An 18,264-nucleotide genomic window follows, 5' to 3' on the forward strand; every position below is an offset into this window, starting at 1 on the left:
GTTTCTGACCAGTAATTTTGCTGGTGTTAAAACAAGAACATTATTAAACCCTTTTTTAAAATTTAAGAACATGGAAGTATCATTAAAAAGTATCGCAGACCTATTGAAAGAATTGATTGAATTACACAAAAATGCCCAGGAAAGGTGGCTAAGTACACGTACCGCATGCCACATGCTGCAGCGCTGTCCGCGTACGCTAAAAAGGTACACGCAGAAGGGTTTGATAGAAGCAAAGAAAATGGGTATTAACTATTTTTACCTGGAATCTAGCGTGATGCAATATTTAAGAACACCGGTAGATTGAGGGGGTGTTGGGGTTGTGCGGGAAAATATAATACGCAGAGAATTTTAATTTGAAGTTCCATTCGTTATATTAGGGGACAAGTTGGCTTAAGACAACTTGTCTACAACCATCAAAGACCAATTAAAGTATGACTATTAAGTTTTTGGGTGCTACAACTATCAGAATTACCGTATTATGTGTGGTGATTTCTTGCAACTGTGCTTTTGGACAGATGTCAGATTTTAATCGTAACCTAAAAATATTCAATGTCGAATTTAAAATGCCAACGGGTTTTGTCACTATAGATAGTTCTGTTCAGATAGTAGATGGCATTAGTGGTCATGTAACGGCAGTTTCACGCATTTTGCTTAAAAGTTTGGATGGTCACATGGCGGTAGCAATTTGTTTTAATGGGCCAATTGATACTGTTAAAAAGCTTAGTATTGTCAAGTCTGATGGCGAACTGTATGATCCGAACAAAAATTATATCCCGTTTAATCAGAAATTTGTATTGTTTGATAAAGCATTTTCAAGAAAAACTTATAATGCAGATGTTGCCGGAACATGGAATTTAGTACCTTTTAGACAGATACCCGTACTTAGTCCCGATGAAAATTGTAGAGTAATTTTTTTGCACAAAGAAAATAAAGTTGATATTGAAATATACCACTATTACAGCGGTATATCCCAACAAGAATTAGCAAATCGATTAAAGAGACTGGAGAAAATGTTGAAATTTAAGAAGGAACCGAAAAGGGAGGTTAAGGAAAGATAGAAAGGTTTCACTGCTGCAGAAATAGGAAAATGGAAAGAAATGTAGGCCTGGATAGTCCTCAGTTGAAGACGTCAATGTAAAAGCTTACAACGAATATGTTCTTTCTAACAAAAAATCATATCTTAAAGTATTAAAATGGTAATAAGTGATGGACGCTCATTAAATAGTTCACTCGTAAAATCAGCATGGAGGTATAAGAAAGAAAAATCCTTAGACAATTTTAATTCCAAATTTATGGTTAGATTTTTTTGTATTTTGATTTTGAACTTGGTGTTTTTTCTGAACTCCAACGCACAAAGAAGTCTTTTAACCGAGAATCAGTTTGAGAAAGCCTTTCAAGATTTGTTGGTAGATGCGCATCTTAAATTTAAGTTGCCAAACAATTTCAGTATTGCTCCAATGAAAGACGTAGAACTTGGCGACTGGCAATGTGCCCCTCATCACAGTCAAACATTATTCGATCGAGTTCTAAAAAATAGCGATAGCACTGTTTATATAGGCATTCGGATTCTTATTAATCGCAGGGAAGATATTGAGAGAAAAACGATGCCTTTATCGCCGACAAATTTTAAAAATAATGCAATTAGCAAATTTACACATTATGGAAATAAAATAGCTCCTTATAAATATTATGATGAAAAATATTTAGACACAATATGGGGGGCAAAGTTCGGTATTGAATATGAAAGAGCTTGTACATTCGTTTTTAAGTCTAAATATGCATATAACCGGATAGTTGCGCTCACTTCCGAGAACTGGGAACTCGAAATTTTTTACATCTTTTTAGATGGCGTAGATATTAACCATGTAATCAAAACTACAAGGGGATTTATTGTTCCATTGTAGTAAATTTCCGTCCTATGCAATAGAATATTACAAGTCTGCATATTTTATCCGCCCGACGCAACAGCAAAATATCATATCCATAAATCACAAAAACATCAAGAATCTATATCCTCAGAACTATAAACAAATTATTGAGCAATCAAACTTGTAGTTTATAGTACGGATACGTTACATCGCAATAACGAAAAGAAAAAATAAATGATACCAAAGCAAATACATGGCATTTAGATTGAGATTGGCTTGAAATAAAAAACTCGAGGCTTGCTCGGGTTTTGAATGTTCTTTTTTTAAAGTGCAGGACTAATGCTTTGTATGGCCCGGCACTGTAAGTACAAAGATAATGTTAATGTTGATAAATATGCAAAATATTAGCACTGGTCGCCATTCATCAGGCTTAATATCTTTGTAAAGATTAACCTCCAACTATGGCTGAACAAGCCCTTCGAAGAGTTGCTTGATATACCCCCGGAATGCATACAGGGGGTTCTGTTTTGAAAACAGTCTTTAATAGCGATTTAATCCAATGAAATCACCAATTTCTTTATTGAGATAAAACGTTTAGGACGGAAATGATTTAAGATAAAAATAGGATCCCCAAAAATCAAAAATAAAAGTTTGAAAATCACCATATTTGAAGAGTATAAATACCCTTCAAAACGAATGTTCGAACAAACTTTTAAAAATATAGATGATATCCTGCATAAAGATGCTGGTTGTGGAAGTGAATTGGATTATGTAGAGCAAACCTCATGGGTACTGTTTTTAAAATACCTAGATGACTTAGAGCACGACAAAAGGACTGCTGCCGAATTAACAGGCAAATCTTACATTGATATTATTGCACCAGAATATCAATGGAGCATTTGGGCAGCACCGAAATTAGAGAACGGAAAGATAGATCACAATGCTTTAACAGGAGATGACTTAAACGATTTCGTTAACATACAATTATTTCCTTACCTGAAGAAATTTAAAGGAGATGCGGAAAGTGCTGATACCATTGAATATAAAATTGGCGAGATCTTTAGTGAGCTAAAAAATCGAATACAAAGTGGTTACAACCTACGTGAAGTAATTAATCGCATTGATGAACTTCGCTTCAGAACCAGTGCCGAAAAGCACGAAATGAGCCATTTGTACGAAGCCAAGATACAAAACATGGGTAATGCAGGCCGTAATGGCGGTGAATATTACACTCCTCGTCCTTTGATTAAAACGATTATTAGAGTAGTTGCTCCAAAAATTGGCGATACTATTTATGATGGTGCAGTAGGTAGTGCTGGCTTCTTATGCGAAGCATTTGACTACCTTAAAAATAGCAAAGTTTTAACCACAAAAGATACCGAAACCTTACAGAAGAAAACCTTTTACGGTAAGGAGAAAAAATCCTTAGCCTACATTATTGGCATTATGAATATGATCTTGCATGGTGTAGAAGCCCCAAATATTGTTCATACCAATACGCTTGCAGAAAACTTGGCCGATATACAGGAAAAGGATCGTTATGATGTCATCTTAGCTAATCCTCCCTTTGGTGGTAAGGAGCGTGCAGAAGTACAACAAAATTTCCCGATTAAAACCGGCGAAACGGCTTCTTTGTTTTTACAGCATTTTGTTAAGATTTTAAAAGCAGGTGGACAAGCGGGTGTGGTAATTAAAAACACCTTTTTAAGCAATACCGATAATGCCAGTGTAAGCTTGCGCAAATTGCTTTTAGAGAACTGTAATTTGCATACTGTTTTAGATCTGCCTGGTGGAACTTTTACAGGTGCCGGTGTAAAAACGGTAGTGTTATTTTTTGAAAAAGGAAGTTCAACTCAAAAAGTTTGGTTTTACCAACTAAATTTAGCCAGAAATCTAGGCAAAACTAACGCCCTAAACGAAAAGGATTTAGCCGATTTTGTAACCTTACAAAAAACAAAAGTTGATAGCGAAAACTCTTGGAGCATTAATGTAAAAGACATTGACCAGATTACTTTTGACCTATCTGCCAAAAATCCAAACAAAAAGGAAGAAGCTGCCTTACGCCAACCGCAAGAAATTTTAGCCGATATTAAAGTTTTAGATGAAGAAAGCGCTGACATTTTAACCTCAATTTTAGAACTAATATGAGAGACAATTGGGAAACAAAAAAATTTGGGGAAGTAATTGAAATTAGAAATGGCAAAAACCAGCAAGCAGTACTATCTAATACTGGAAAGTATAAAATTATGGGTAGTGCTGGTAATGCAATGGGTTATGCAACGGATTTCATTTGTGAAGCTGGTACAACAATAATTGGACGAAAAGGTAACATTAGTAAACCAATCTACATTGATGAAAGAATTTGGAATGTAGATACAGCCTTTGGTTTTTTTCCTAAAAATGAAGATCAAATAGATAAGAGATTAATATACTATTTATGCTTAGGAATTGATTTTAAAAGTATGAATAGAGGAACCACTATACCAAGTCTAGTTAAATCTGAACTTCAAACGATTCAAATAAACTATCCAAAATCCCTCATCGAGCAACAACGCATCATTGCGATTTTAGATAATACTTTTGCCACTATAGCCCGAGCAATAGCCAATGCTGAGCAAAACTTAAAAAACGCTAAAAAACTTTTTGAAAATTATTTGCAAGGGGTGTTTGAGAATAAAGGTGACCATTGGGAGGAGAAAACCTTAGTCGAAATTGCATTAGATTTTGGTAGAGGAAAATCCAAACATCGTCCAAGAAACTGGAAGGGTCTTTACGAAGGGGATTTCCCTTTTATTCAAACCGGTGATGTTAGAAATGCTAATAAGTTTGTAACAGAATATTCTCAAACCTATAACGAGGTAGGTCTAGCTCAAAGTAAACTTTGGAAAAAGGGAACAATCTGCATAACTATAGCAGCTAATATCGCTGAAACAGCTATTTTAGATTTTGATTCTTGTTTTCCAGATAGCATAATTGGTCTAGAAGTTGACCCTTCGAAGGCTGATTTAGACTTTGTTTACTATACTTTACAGTATTTAAAATCGGAGCTAAAGAAATTAGGAAAAGGGAGCGCCCAGGACAATATAAATTTAGGAACTTTCGAAAACTATAAGTTACCTTTTCCTATCTCCATTGATGAACAACAAGCCATTGTTCAAAAACTAGATGCTCTATCAACCGAAACTAAAAAGTTAAAGTCAACATATCAGCAAAAACTAGATCGTTTTGAAGAACTTAAAAAATCTATTTTACACAAGGCGTTTAGTGGGACGTTGAAAGCCAAAAAAATGGAAATTTATGAGTAAAGATTTAACGAATTCCAGTCTCGACAGGAAAAATATACTAAACAATAATTATGCAATTCAGGAAGTTTATCAGCAGGTAGGTTTCTATGGAATTAAATTCGATTGTAAATATAGATTCACGCGACAACAACTGGCAAATTACTTTGAAGTAGATATCAGAACTATTGAACGGATAGTAGAAGTACATAGAGAAGAATTGATACTAAGCGGTTATGAAGTTTTTTCAGGGAGTAAGCTCAAGCTTTTCAAAGAGGAAATTTCAGCTTTTTTAAAAAAAGCCAAGACTCAGTCGGATGTCTCCGACATCGATGTCGGAGACATCGTCCAATTATATGAAAGTGAATCAGATAGCTTACTGAAAGCACCTCAATTATCTGTGTTTACCTACAAGTCCTTTTTAAACGTAGGTATGTTGCTTACTAGCTCTGAAAAAGCTCAAAAACTTCGCTCTTCTATTTTAGACATCGTAATCGATGTTTTAAATAAAAAACTGGGAGGTAAAACAAAATTTATCAATCAGCGGGAAGAAGATTTTTTACCAAGTGCAATTAGGGAGTATAACTATAGAAAAGAATTCACTAACGCACTTGATTATTATATAACAGAAAATAAATTTAAGTATAGCCAGCTCACGGATAAAATATACAAGAGCATTTTTAAAGAAAATGCTAAGGAATACCGCCATATATTAAAATTGAATACTAATGAAAGTGTACGTAGTACAATGTACTCTGAAATTTTGGATTTGGTCTCTGGGTATGAAAATGGTTTTGCTAATTTTCTGAAAAATGAGTTTGAAAGATTAAGTAGGAAACTAAGTTTATCTGAGGCCCACCTGCTGTTTTCCTCCTATGAGAAAATTACAGAATTTACTTTAATGCCATTAAGGGAAAAAGCCAGAAGTCTAATGGCCAGCCGTGATTTGGCTTTTAGAGAGGCGCTTCATGAAAAGCTCAAGGATTATATTAATGAAGTAAGTTCTGAGGATTATGAGACTTTTCTGGGAGAACGCAGTATGGATCTGGAAAAAAGACTAGAAGATAATAAGGAAATTTTTAAGAGATTAAAAGATCGATAATATGGCTCTCAACTATTTTAAAACAGCATATGCCATACAAATTCACGATAAAATTATTGAAATCTCAGGTGGCATCGAAGGTGTTAAAGTTTATGGAAATTTGGATAGCCCATTGGAACACATTCAAAACGATGACTATTATCCTAGTTTTGAAGAAAAGCTCAGCCATCTTGTTTTTTCTTTCAATAAATTCCATGCATTTAATGATGGTAATAAACGGACATCAATTGCAATGGGGGCCTTTTTTCTTTCTATAAATGGCCTAGATGTCTTTGTAGACAAGTTTATTATAGAAATGGAGAATATTGCTGTGACAGTGGCAGATAATATAATTGATAAAGATTTATTACTCGAGATAATTATTTCTATTGTAAATGAGGAAGATTATAGTGAAGCCCTGAAATTAAAAATCATCCATGCACTAAGCCAAGTCAGTTCGGAAAGTGAAAATATAAATATTGGGGTCGAATTCTATAAGGATTTATTTTAACCCCAAATATGCTTACCTATTTAGAGGCAAATAAGAAATTTAAATGGAGGCATGAAATATTCTATTGAGCAAATCTGCAAGAAAACCAGTAAAAACTCAATAGAAACTCAATAGAAAAATTAACACCCCTCTAAAATGAACGAAGCAGAAACACGAGCAGAACTAATTGACCCAAAGCTAAAAGCTTGTGGATGGGGTGTTATAGAGGGTTCAAAAGTTCTTCGAGAACGTAATGCCAAAATAACCGATGGTAAAATTAATGTAGGCGGTACACGTAGTAAACCTATGATAGCGGATTATATTTTAGTTTATAAAGGTATTAAGTTAGCTGTAGTTGAAGCTAAAAGTGATGAATTGGAAGTCGGTGAAGGCGTTGCGCAAGCTAAATTATATGGCAATAAGCTTAAATTAGAAACGACTTATTCTACTAACGGCAGAGAGATTTATTTTATTTGTCTTAAAACAGGTGAAGAGAAGTTGGTTGACAGCTACTTAACACCTGATGAACTTTGGGATAAAACATTTACTATACAAAATGAATGGAGAGAGAAGTTTGCCTCTGTTCCATTCGAAGACAAAAGTGGAAGTTGGCAATTACGTTATTATCAAGAAATTGCCGTTAAAAACACATTAGAAGACGTTGCAAAGAATAAAGAACGCATTCTTTTAACCTTAGCTACAGGCACCGGCAAAACCGCCATAGCCTTTCAAATTGCCTGGAAACTGTTCCAAACCCGTTGGAACTTAAGCCGAGATGGTAGTAGAAGACCTCGGATCTTATTTCTAGCCGATAGAAATATATTGGCTGATCAAGCTTTTAACTCATTTTCCGCATTTCCAGAAGATGCTTTGGTAAGAATTAGTCCAAAAGAAATTAGTAAAAAAGGAAGTGTTCCGACTAACGGGAGTATTTTCTTCACGATATTTCAAACATTTATGTCAGGTACAGATGCCGAGGGTAAATCTGCGCCTTACTTTGGTGCTTATCCTGCGGACTATTTCGATTTCATTATTATTGATGAATGTCACCGTGGTGGAGCCAATGACGAAAGTAACTGGAGAGGAATTCTAGAATATTTTAGCCCTGCTGTTCAGCTCGGTTTAACGGCAACACCAAAAAGGAATGATAATGTAGACACCTATAAATATTTTGGCGAACCTGTGTATATCTATTCACTTAAAGAGGGTATTAATGATGGCTTCTTAACGCCTTTTAAGGTAAAACGCTTCAAGACTACCCTAGATGATTATATTTACACTAGCGATGACCAAATCATCGAAGGAGAAATTGAGGAAGGGAAGTTATATAAAGAGGCTGATTTCAATAAGATCATTGAAATAAAGGCACGAGAGGATAAGCGTGTTAAAATTTACATGAATGAGGCTAACCAAAAAGAAAAAGCAATTATCTTTTGTGCTACCCAAGACCACGCTTCTGCTATACGTGATTTAGTTAATCAAAATAAAAAAGATAAAAACCCGAACTATTGCGTTCGGGTAACAGCCAATGATGGCGAGATTGGAGAACAATTTTTAAGAGAATTTCAGGACAATGAAAAGACCATTCCTGCAATCTTAACAACTTCGCAAAAACTATCTACTGGTGTTGATGCAAGAAACATCAGAAACATTGTGCTATTTCGTCCTGTAAATTCAATGATTGAATTTAAGCAAATTGTTGGTAGAGGAACCCGTCTATTTGATGGCAAAGAATTTTTCACCATTTACGACTTTGTTGATGCATACCACCACTTTGCTGACCCCGCATGGGATGGAGAACCACTTGAACCAGAGACCAATGAAGTTCATGAGCCCCCTGGGACCTATACAAGACCACCAAAGCCAACAACAGATGGTGGCGAACCGCCTGAGAGAAGGACGAAAATTAAAATTAAGCTACGTGACGGAAAAGAAAGAGATATTCAATTTATGATGTCGACCTCCTTCTGGAGTGCCGACGGTAAACCAATATCGTCGGAAGAGTTTTTAAATAACCTTTTTGGAGAGCTGCCAAATCTTTTCAAAAGTGAAGATGAATTACGTACAATTTGGAGTAACCCCATTACTAGAAAAGATTTAATGATAAAATTAGAGGAAGCAGGTTTTGGTAAGGATGAATTACATACACTTCAACAATTAATAGATGCAGAAAAGAGTGATCTATTTGATGTTTTAGAATATGTTTTCAATAGTGATATTAAGCCTATAACTAGAGAAGCGCGAGTGGCTGCAGCACAGGCAACAATTTTTGCATTATTAAACGATAAACAAAAGGAATTTATAGAATTCGTATTAACCAAATATATTGAGACCGGCGTAGATGAACTTGACCAAGAAAAACTGCCCATATTACTAACAAACAAATATCATTCTTTAGAAGATGCTAAGGGCGTTCTTGGCAGTGTAGCTAGTATCAGCTCCATGTTTATAGAATTCCAGAAACACTTATATCAGCAGGGCGTAGCATAGCTCTCCATACCTAAGCCATCGGCTAAGTACCCAAATCAGATGATTTAGTGCTCTTGACCCAGTTTTGTGGGAGTAGTTCATGCAATTTATTTACATAATGTTCTGGTATTCTGACAAGAATATCCCTAAGCCATTCAAATGGATTAATGCCATTTTTTTTACAGGTTCCCATAAAGTTCAAAGGAAATAAAATCCTCAATTGTTGCCGTTATCGGCAAAATTATGATTATAAAAGCTTGATTTGTTGTATATTTGCCGATAACGGCACTTAAATAAAATTATGAACTATATTTCAGTAAGTGAATTTGCGAAAAAATGGAGCATTCCTGAAAGAACTGTTCGGAATTATTGTGCTAAAGACAGAATTCAAGGAGCATTCTTAACTGGTAAAACTTGGAATATTCCAGAATATGCTACGATATCTCAAAAAGAGAATAAGAAGAAATTCAGTGATAATACTTTACTCAATCATCTAAAAGAGCAAAAGGAAATGAAGCTGAAAGGTGGCATTTATCATCTTACGCAAATTGATCTCACCTATAATTCGAATCGTATTGAGGGAAGTAAATTAACCCACGACCAAACCCGATATATCTTCGAAACCAATACAATTGAAGCATCAAAAGAAAGTGTTAATATAGATGATATTATAGAAACTACAAACCACTTTCGCTGTATCGATTTAATTATTGATAAAGGAAAATCTAAGTTGACAGAATCTTTGATTAAAGAATTACATTATCTTTTAAAAACGAGCACTTCCGATAGTAGAAAAGATTGGTTTAATGTTGGCGAATACAAAAAACTCCCGAACGAAGTTGGTGGTAATGAAACTTGTCCACCTAAAGAAGTTACAGCAAAAATGAAAGATTTACTTTCTAAATACCACAGTATCGAAAATAAAACTTTTGAAGATATTATTGACTTTCATTATCAATTTGAGATTATTCATCCTTTTCAAGATGGTAATGGTCGTGTTGGTCGGTTGATTATGTTTAAGGAATGCCTAGCCAACAATATGGTGCCATTTATAATAGATGAGGATATAAAATTGTTCTATTATAGAGGTTTACAAGAATGGGGTCACATAAAAGAATATTTATCAGACACCTGCCTTACCGCTCAGGATAATTACAAAGCTATTCTTCAATATTTTGAAATAGAATTTGAGTAGATTTGAGATGCATTATCCGAGTCAGGTGATTTGGTGCTATTGACCCAGTTTTGAGGGAGCAGTTCATAGCATTAGAGATGTTAGTTCAAGTTATCTTGAAATAGCAGATTTTATACAAACTTATGGTTCAGCTATTGAGGAGGATTTACATCAGTTATGGAGGAGAATAGTGTTTAATATGGCGATCTCGAATACCGATGATCATTTGAGAAATCATGGGTTTTTACTAACGGAAAAGGGTTGGAGGTTATCGCCAGCATATGATATTAATCCTTCAATAGAAAAAAATGGATTGGCTATAAATGTAGATATGGACAATAATGCGCTGGATTTTGAACTGGCATTAAGTGTAGGTCAATTTTTCCAGTTAAAGGAGAACCAAATGTATCAGATCATTCAGGAAATTTCTACAGTAGTTAAAGATTGGCGAAAACAAGCTTCAAAGCAGGGGCTCTCAAGGGCAGAACAAGAAGCAAAGTCTCCAGCATTTGGACTCGTTGAGTAAATAATACAGGAAGATGAAAAACATATTATTAAGCTTATTCTTAGTACTCACAATGGCATCGGCCATGGGCCAGCAACGGAACAACAAATTTAAAATAGTTGGATACTACTCCATCCGTGCAGCGCTAACTACCAATTTAAATACCGTGCCTTTTAATATGGTTACTCATATTAATCTATCGTTTTTAAATCCCGATACGCTGGGTAATTTTAGTGCCGACCTATCTGCCCTTGCGCCTTTTATTAAAGCTGCACACGCTAAAAATGTAAAGGTACTGCCATCTATAGCTGGCGGCGGCAGGCACCCCTATTATGCCGCGCTGTTAAGGGATGATAAACGACCTGCCTTTATTAATAGCCTGATAGATGTGGCACTTAAATATGGATTTGACGGTATTGATGTAGATATTGAAGGCAGCGATATTGATGGCAACTACGAAAAGTTTGCTACCGAGCTATCGGCTGCACTGCACCGGCGCAATTTGATCTCTACCGCCGCAATCGCCATTTTCTATAAAGACCAGCTCACCGAAACTGCACTGGCCCAATATGATTTTGTAACATTGATGAGTTATGACCATACCAGCCCAGACCGGCCCAACAAGCCAGGGCCTCATTCGCCTTTTGATAAAGCAGTGTCTGATCTGGAATATTTCTATAACGTGAAAAAAGTTCCTAAAGAGAAAATGGTATTAGGCGTAGGTTTTTATGGTTATGGTTTTGGTCCGGATACCACCACACCTGGCATCAGCATGACCTACGGACAACTGGTTGCACAAAACCCTGGTGCCGAACTGGTAGACCAATGGGGCTTGCCCGGCGGAAAAATCATTTACTACAATGGCATCCCCACCATCAAACAAAAAACAGATCTCGCCAAAAAAGAAGCATCTGGTATTATGATCTGGCAATTGCTCGGCGACGCACCTGGAGATAAATCGCTTTTAAATGCCATTTATAAGCAAGCGCACAAATAGAGCGTATATAAGGGAAGGCTTTTACATTTTACTGTAGGTACAAGCAGTAAATATTTAAGCCAATGCCAACAGGTACATTTTTGTATGAAGTACCAATTTTTTATATCTTTGCCTTGATGAAAAAAATGTTGATCAGCTTGTTCTTTGCCTGCTATTTTTTAGCGGGGAGCGTGATTTTTCCATTAAGTGATTTTTCATTGATACGGGATCTTCCAGTCATGTACCGTTCCTATTGTGAGGTACGAGCAGGCCAGCCAGACATTCTTGATTTTGTTGGTGATTATCTTTTGCATGGCAAAGATCTTTTTGGTAATAATAACAATGATGCGTCACCGAAGAACCCGGGTGCCTTACAATTTCAGCATCAACCCACGCTTTCGATCTTCTTTATTCACCACGTTTATCAACTTTTTTCCAATACGGTGCAGCCTGTGACCAATCAACCTATTTATCATGCCCGCTATTATACGTCTGAATATCATCATGAGCATTTCAGGCCTCCGATAGCCTGATTGATCTTCCTTATTTATTCATTTAATTTCTAACAGGGCAATTGCATCGAATTGCCGAAATATTTATATACATGAAAATATTTTTCATACTGCTATCCTTTGTTTTATTTTCACAATTGGTATCTGCTCAAAATACCTTCCGTGCGAAGGTATTGAACAACCAGACCAAAATGGTACTTAAAGGCGCAACAGGAACCCTGCCTGACTTAAAAATAAGTGCAAGCACTGACACGAGCGGACTGTTGACTATTCCTAATATCCCCAATGGGAAATTTGAGATCGAAATCACTTATGTAGGTTTTGATAAAAGCGAAAAGGTGTATCATTTCCCTTCACAGCAGCCGAGCGAGATCATCAAGATCTACCTGGAACCATCCAGCGGTGAGTTAGCCGAGGTAACGGTACAAACAACCCGGACAAACCAGAACCTGCGGGATATCCCTACGCGCATAGAAGCATTACCTTTGGAGGAACTGGACGAGAAAAGTACCATGCGGCCCGGCGATATTAAAATGTTGCTTGGCGAAACGACCGGTATCCATGTCCAACAGACTTCTGCGGTAAGCGGCACAGCCAGTTTTCGCATACAAGGTTTGGACAGCCGTTATACCCAATTATTACAGAATGGGATGCCATTGTATGCAGGGTTTTCGGGCAACCTTAGTTTATTGCAGATCAACCCGCTGGATTTGCGGCAGGTAGAGTTCATCAAAGGCTCCGCATCTACATTATACGGCGGCGGCGCAATAGCCGGGTTGGTCAACTTGATCAGCAAAGTTCCCGAAAAGGAACCGGAACTGACTTTTTTGTTGAATGGGACTACTGCTAAAGGTGTGGATGCTAGCGGATATTACAGTGAGAAATGGCAACATATCGGCACAACAATATTTGGTTCCTTAAATTACAATGGCGCTTATGAACCGTCGAATACAGGTTTAAGCGCTATACCGCAGACTAAACGTTTTACCATTAACCCGAAGGTATTTCTGTATTTGGATGAGCATAATTCTGGCTGGTTCGGTGTGAACACTACCTACGAGAACCGTTTAGGAGGCGATTTAAAAGTGATCGAAGGAAAGCCTGATAACATCCACCAGTATTTTGAGCGAAATCAAACCTTCCGATTTTCCACCCAATTGTCTTTTACCCATAATATTGATGAGGAAAGTAAGCTCAATTTCAAGAATACCGTTGGCTATTTCGATCGGCGATTAGGCGAACTGGGCTTTAATTTCAAGGGGAAACAATTTTCTTCCTTCAGCGAAGTGAACTATGTACGTAACGGTGAAAAAGCATCCTGGGTAGCCGGTGCCAACCTGATCACTGATCATTTCACGGCAGAGCCGCCGCAAAATAACTTGAACTATGACCAAACTACCCTCGGGGCCTTTGCGCAAAACATTTATAAAGCCAGTAATTGGCTTTCTATAGAAAGTGGCCTGCGATTGGATCGAAATACCCCAGCACCAGCAAAGCCCTCATCAGGTTTGTTTATCTTGCCAAGGATAAACGCCCTTTTTAAGATCACCGATCGTTTGACCAGCCGTATAGGAGGAGGTTTGGGTTATAAAATGCCTACCTTGTTCAACGACGAGAGCGAGCAGGACGGTTATCAGCATATCCAGCCTTTAAATATTGACAATACGCAAGCAGAACAGTCCTATGGCTTGAATGCCGATCTGAATTATCGCAGCGCATTGGGTAATGATGCATTTATTAATGTGAACCAATTGTTCTTTTCAACACGCGTAGACAGGCCGCTGATTCTGCAAAACAATAGTTTTATTAACGGACCGGGTTACTTAAATACCCAAGGTGCGGAAACCAATGTTAAGTTGGTGATGGATGAACTGATATTTTATCTTGGTTATACCTATACTGATACCAAAACACATTTTAATGGGCTAAGTATGCCACAAACTTTAACGCCTAAAAACCAATTGAGCTTTGATGCGACCTACGAGATCGAGGGTAGCTTTCGTTTTGGGGCCGAAAGTTTTTATACCGGTCCACAGTTATTATCGGATGGCTCTACCGGCAGAGGCTATACCACTTTTGGTTTATTAGTACAAAAGATGTGGAAGCACCTTGATATCTTTGTAAATGCGGAAAATCTTACGGATCAACGCCAAACCAAATGGAACAGTATTTATACAGGCAGTTTAACCAATCCTGATTTCAAAGACATTTACGCGCCGCTGGATGGTGTAGTCGTTAATGCCGGAGTTAGGATCAAAATATTCAACAAATAATGTCTCAAAGATAGCCTTGCAGGTTGCATGGCTATTTTCATGATAGGTTGCCAGGTAAATCCGGACATGGGTCGATGTTTTATCAAGACGGCCTTACGCCCAGGCATCGTAATTTTCTAATTACGTAAAAATCAAACAAAATTCTATAAAAGTAGTTGTTAAGAATATCCTACCTTTGTGTTACCTATGAAGAAAGCGGCAGTTTTAAGTATAGCAGCATTTTACCTGATACTCACAACAGGTATGTTCGTCTGTATGCTACACTGTGCAGGTGAATACTTTCTCCAGCCAAAATTGGCCATGCATGATGAGGATCATGAAGTGCGTGAGCATAGTAAGAAAAAGGATTGTGGCGATAAGGACTGTCGCTGCTGCGACAAACACGATAATTATGTGATTAAGGAAAATATTCCACCAGTTCCTGATTTTCAGGCACCACAGATCGCCGTACTAATTCAACATTACTTTTTTTTAAGTCAGTTCCATTATTATCCGGTGATTACACGTTTGGCTTGGCAGGAAAGCCATGCGCCTCCATACCTGTCCGGCAAATCTATCGTTATAAAATTCCGTTCTCTCCTAATTTGATTCAAGTAGCCCTGCGATCCCAGCAGCCTGACATTTTACAGCACTATTTCTACTAAATATATAGTGTACGACCGTTGCATGATGGTTTGTCCGCAAGCAATTGGTGTGTGGCTTCTGGTAGGATTCATACTTAAAAAGTACGTTCACCAATACTTAATTAAATTATATGATACTTCATATTAAAAATATGGTATGCGACCGTTGCATTATGGTTGTCCGCCAGCAATTAGAAAATATACATTTCCGCGTAACGGACATCGTTTTGGGAAAGGCAACCATTGATCCTGAGCCTGACGATAAGACCTTACTTGAGATCGCTTCCTCTTTAAAGTTGATGGGTTTTGAACTGATCGACAGTGAAAAACAGCAGATTGTTGAACGTATTAAGAACCTGGTTATCCAACAAGTTCATTATACCGACTTGTCAAAAAGTAATATCAATTTTTCAGACCTGCTTTCATCCCAGCTTTTTAAAGACTACGCTTACCTGAGCCGTTTGTTTTCTGAATACGAAGATATCACTATCGAAAAATTTATTATCCAGCAAAAGGTAGAAAAAGTAAAAGAACTACTGGAATACGGCCAAGCTAATTTGAATGAGATCGCGTATCAAATGGGTTACAGCAGCAGTGCGCATTTATCCGCGCAGTTTAAAAACGTGACCGGCCTAACACCCAGCCAGTACAAAACGAGTCAAAAAAACGAAAGAAAACCACTAGATAAAATTTAACAGAATCTTACTTAGGCAGCCAAATGTTAACCTGTAGGAAAACTACAGAAACACTGAGTAAGTAATTTAAAAATCAAATAAATACATCATGAAAAATCTCATTATAGTATGTACAATGGCTATCGCATCGGTTGCCATAATCGCTTGTAATAACACAGGCAAATCATCAGCCATGAATGCGGATACCACTGTAAAAATAAATCCTTCTCCAGTAGTATCTGCTAAGATGAATGAAAAACAGGGTGTGGATGCAAAAGCTGCAACAGCTGTTAACGGATTGGTTAGTAATTACCTACAACTAAAGAATGCGTTAATAAAAGATAACAGTAAAGACGCGGCAGCAGCGGGAAAATCATTGTCAGATGGTTTTATGAATTTTGACAAGTCAACTTTAACTGCTGTACAAAAAAAATCCTTTGAGGACATTGCTGATGACGCTAAGGAAATGGCTGAACACATTAGCATGAGCGCAGACAAATTGCCCCACCAGCGTGAGCACTTCGATATGCTCAGCAAGGATATGTACGATCTGGTTAAAGATTTCGGTGCAGACCAGCCGCTTTTTGTAGATCATTGCCCAATGTACAACGACAAAAAAGGTGCATCTGGTTAAGTGAAACCAAAGAGATCAAAAATCCTTATATGGGTGCCAATATGACCTCTTGCGGTATGGTGAAAGAAGAATTGAAGTAAAGCAATGAAACGAGGCCTTAAAATTAGTTTGATTACGCTTGTTATTTTGTTTTTGGCTATACAGTTTATCCCCAGGTATTATAATCAGCAGGGAGGTGCGGCAGCGAATGATCTCACGCAAACAATTCCTGTACCCAAAAGTGTAGGTTTGGTACTGAAAAAATCGTGTTATGATTGCCATAGTAACCATACCAACTATCCGCTGTATTCCTGGCTCCAGCCCATCAGGTTGATGATGGACAGACATGTGAGCGAGGGTAAGGAAGAACTTAATTTGAATGAGTTTGGCACTTATTCTGCCCGGAAACAAAGAAGCAAAATACGGGCTATTGGTGAAAGCATTGAAGAAGGCACAATGCCCTTATCCTCTTATACGATTATTCACAGGAACGCTATACTTTCCAAAGAGGATAAGACTTTGCTGTTGAAATGGGTTAAACAAACGAATTAAAGGCATTACTAAAATATTAGTTATGAAAAAAATAATGATACTTGTGCTATTGCTCTCGATGAGGCAATTTGTATTCGCGCAAGAAAATATGCAGAACATGAAAGGTATGCAGAAGCCGCAGCCTGTAACATATACCTGTCCGATGCATCCTGAAATTCACGCCGATAAGCCGGGTAACTGCCCGAAATGCGGTATGAAACTCGTTAAAGAGAAACAGAAGGCTGCCGCTAAAAAGCCTGTCGCTAAAAACTCTGCCGGAATGAAGATGCCTGCAAAAAAAATGAACGATATGGGCGACATGAAAATGCCGATGAAAGAGCCGAGCGGTAAGATGCATGATATGGGCAACATGAAAATGGATGATATGAAAATGGATAAGGCAAGCTTAGGCCCTATAAAAACAATTACGAATGATGTTCCGCCACATACTGTTCGGTACGATCTCTATATTGCAGATACTATAGTCAATTATGGGGGGAAACAAAAGCATGCTATCGCTGTAAACGGTAGTATTCCTATGCCTACGCTAACATTTACAGAGGGCGATACGGCTGAAATATACGTGCATAATAAATTGAAAGAAGAAACCTCGCTGCACTGGCATGGACTTTTTTTACCGAATCGCTACGATGGGGTTCCTAATCTTACCCAGATGCCTATTATGCCGGGTACAACCCATTTATATAAATTCCCGATCAGGCAACATGGTACGCACTGGTATCATAGTCACACCGGGTTACAGGAGCAACTAGGTATGTATGGCGCTTTCATTATGAATAAGCGGAAGGAATGGAACATACCTACCATTCCGGTTATACTAAGCGAGTGGACAAATATGAATCCTAAAGAAGTTAACCGCAGCCTTCATGCAGCTTCAGATTGGTTTGCTATTCAAAAGGGAACCACACAGAGTTATTTAGAGGCGATTAAATCAGGTCATTTTAAAACCAAATTGGCTAACGAGTGGAAGCGCATGAACGCGATGGACGTAAGCGATGTTTATTACGATAAGTTCTTGATCAATGGGAAAAATCAAAATGAACAGCCCCAATTCAAAGCGGGTAATAAAGTACGCCTACGTATTGCAAACGGGGGTGCGTCTTCATATTTCTGGCTAAAATATGCCGGCGGCAAGGTTACGGTAGTAGCTACAGATGGTAATGATGTAGATCC

Annotated in this window: 19 protein-coding genes; 18 read left to right on the top strand and 1 reads right to left on the bottom strand. The window is 37.6% G+C overall.

Annotation, left to right across the window (positions count from 1 at the left end; genetic code table 11):
• Positions 1 to 70 precede the first annotated feature (70 nt).
• The 8 genes from ACVWYN_RS16985 (at position 71) to hsdR (ending at position 9,210) form a co-directional block, all read left to right on the top strand.
• Positions 71 to 304 carry a helix-turn-helix domain-containing protein gene (locus ACVWYN_RS16985; protein ID WP_457290079.1) on the top strand — a complete coding sequence of 78 codons (234 nt, stop codon included), beginning with the start codon at positions 71 to 73 and terminating at the stop codon, positions 302 to 304.
• A gap of 127 nt (positions 305 to 431) precedes the next feature.
• The gene (locus ACVWYN_RS16990; RefSeq protein ID WP_457290080.1) at positions 432 to 1,058 is read left to right on the top strand and encodes a hypothetical protein; all 627 of its coding nucleotides are present in this window, start codon (positions 432 to 434) and stop codon (positions 1,056 to 1,058) included.
• Between the two features lie 234 nt (positions 1,059 to 1,292).
• Complete coding sequence (locus tag ACVWYN_RS16995; protein ID WP_457290081.1) at positions 1,293 to 1,904, top strand: hypothetical protein; 612 nt, start codon at positions 1,293 to 1,295, stop codon at positions 1,902 to 1,904.
• A 615-nt stretch (positions 1,905 to 2,519) separates the two neighbouring features.
• The gene (locus ACVWYN_RS17000; protein WP_457290082.1) at positions 2,520 to 4,016 is read left to right on the top strand and encodes an N-6 DNA methylase; all 1,497 of its coding nucleotides are present in this window, start codon (positions 2,520 to 2,522) and stop codon (positions 4,014 to 4,016) included.
• A complete protein-coding gene (locus tag ACVWYN_RS17005) occupies positions 4,013 to 5,173 on the top strand; it encodes a restriction endonuclease subunit S (protein ID WP_457290083.1) in 1,161 nt (386 codons plus the stop codon). Before ACVWYN_RS17000 ends, ACVWYN_RS17005 begins: the two co-directional genes overlap by 4 nt.
• Positions 5,166 to 6,251, top strand: coding sequence for a hypothetical protein (locus ACVWYN_RS17010; protein ID WP_457290084.1), 1,086 nt, complete (start codon positions 5,166 to 5,168; stop codon positions 6,249 to 6,251). Before ACVWYN_RS17005 ends, ACVWYN_RS17010 begins: the two co-directional genes overlap by 8 nt.
• Position 6,252: 1 nt before the next feature.
• Entirely contained in the window at positions 6,253 to 6,741 is a 489-nt protein-coding gene (locus ACVWYN_RS17015; protein ID WP_457290085.1) for a type II toxin-antitoxin system death-on-curing family toxin, read from the top strand.
• Between the two features lie 135 nt (positions 6,742 to 6,876).
• The gene (gene hsdR / locus ACVWYN_RS17020) at positions 6,877 to 9,210 is read left to right on the top strand and encodes an EcoAI/FtnUII family type I restriction enzme subunit R (protein WP_457290086.1); all 2,334 of its coding nucleotides are present in this window, start codon (positions 6,877 to 6,879) and stop codon (positions 9,208 to 9,210) included.
• 22 nt (positions 9,211 to 9,232) lie between these two features.
• On the opposite strand, the gene ACVWYN_RS17025 is transcribed toward hsdR, so the two are convergent.
• Positions 9,233 to 9,382, bottom strand: a complete 150-nt coding sequence (locus ACVWYN_RS17025) for a transposase domain-containing protein (protein ID WP_457290087.1) — start codon at positions 9,380 to 9,382, stop codon at positions 9,233 to 9,235.
• A gap of 108 nt (positions 9,383 to 9,490) precedes the next feature.
• Between ACVWYN_RS17025 and ACVWYN_RS17030 the strand changes: the two genes are divergently transcribed.
• From ACVWYN_RS17030 to ACVWYN_RS17075, 10 genes are all read left to right on the top strand, one after another.
• Positions 9,491 to 10,384, top strand: coding sequence for a Fic family protein (locus tag ACVWYN_RS17030; RefSeq protein ID WP_457290088.1), 894 nt, complete (start codon positions 9,491 to 9,493; stop codon positions 10,382 to 10,384).
• Between the two features lie 70 nt (positions 10,385 to 10,454).
• Positions 10,455 to 10,889: a type II toxin-antitoxin system HipA family toxin gene (locus ACVWYN_RS17035; protein ID WP_457290097.1), complete on the top strand. Its 435-nt coding sequence runs from the start codon at positions 10,455 to 10,457 to the stop codon at positions 10,887 to 10,889.
• Between the two features lie 13 nt (positions 10,890 to 10,902).
• The gene (locus ACVWYN_RS17040; protein WP_457290089.1) at positions 10,903 to 11,865 is read left to right on the top strand and encodes a glycosyl hydrolase family 18 protein; all 963 of its coding nucleotides are present in this window, start codon (positions 10,903 to 10,905) and stop codon (positions 11,863 to 11,865) included.
• 62 nt (positions 11,866 to 11,927) lie between these two features.
• Complete coding sequence (locus ACVWYN_RS17045; RefSeq protein WP_457290090.1) at positions 11,928 to 12,377, top strand: hypothetical protein; 450 nt, start codon at positions 11,928 to 11,930, stop codon at positions 12,375 to 12,377.
• Between the two features lie 71 nt (positions 12,378 to 12,448).
• A complete protein-coding gene (locus ACVWYN_RS17050; RefSeq protein ID WP_457290091.1) occupies positions 12,449 to 14,629 on the top strand; it encodes a TonB-dependent receptor in 2,181 nt (726 codons plus the stop codon).
• 186 nt (positions 14,630 to 14,815) lie between these two features.
• Positions 14,816 to 15,217, top strand: coding sequence for a hypothetical protein (locus ACVWYN_RS17055; protein WP_457290092.1), 402 nt, complete (start codon positions 14,816 to 14,818; stop codon positions 15,215 to 15,217).
• 166 nt (positions 15,218 to 15,383) lie between these two features.
• Positions 15,384 to 15,947, top strand: a complete 564-nt coding sequence (locus tag ACVWYN_RS17060) for a helix-turn-helix domain-containing protein (RefSeq protein WP_457290093.1) — start codon at positions 15,384 to 15,386, stop codon at positions 15,945 to 15,947.
• An 88-nt stretch (positions 15,948 to 16,035) separates the two neighbouring features.
• The gene (locus ACVWYN_RS17065) at positions 16,036 to 16,560 is read left to right on the top strand and encodes a DUF3347 domain-containing protein (protein WP_457290094.1); all 525 of its coding nucleotides are present in this window, start codon (positions 16,036 to 16,038) and stop codon (positions 16,558 to 16,560) included.
• Positions 16,561 to 16,644: 84 nt separating this feature from the next.
• On the top strand, positions 16,645 to 17,091 hold the full coding sequence (locus tag ACVWYN_RS17070) for a heme-binding domain-containing protein (protein ID WP_457290095.1): 447 nt from the start codon (positions 16,645 to 16,647) through the stop codon (positions 17,089 to 17,091).
• A gap of 22 nt (positions 17,092 to 17,113) precedes the next feature.
• Positions 17,114 to 18,264: multicopper oxidase domain-containing protein (locus ACVWYN_RS17075; RefSeq protein ID WP_457290096.1), on the top strand; the 1,151-nt coding region annotated here is incomplete at its 3' end.

Source organism: Pedobacter sp. UYP24, assembly GCF_054057295.1.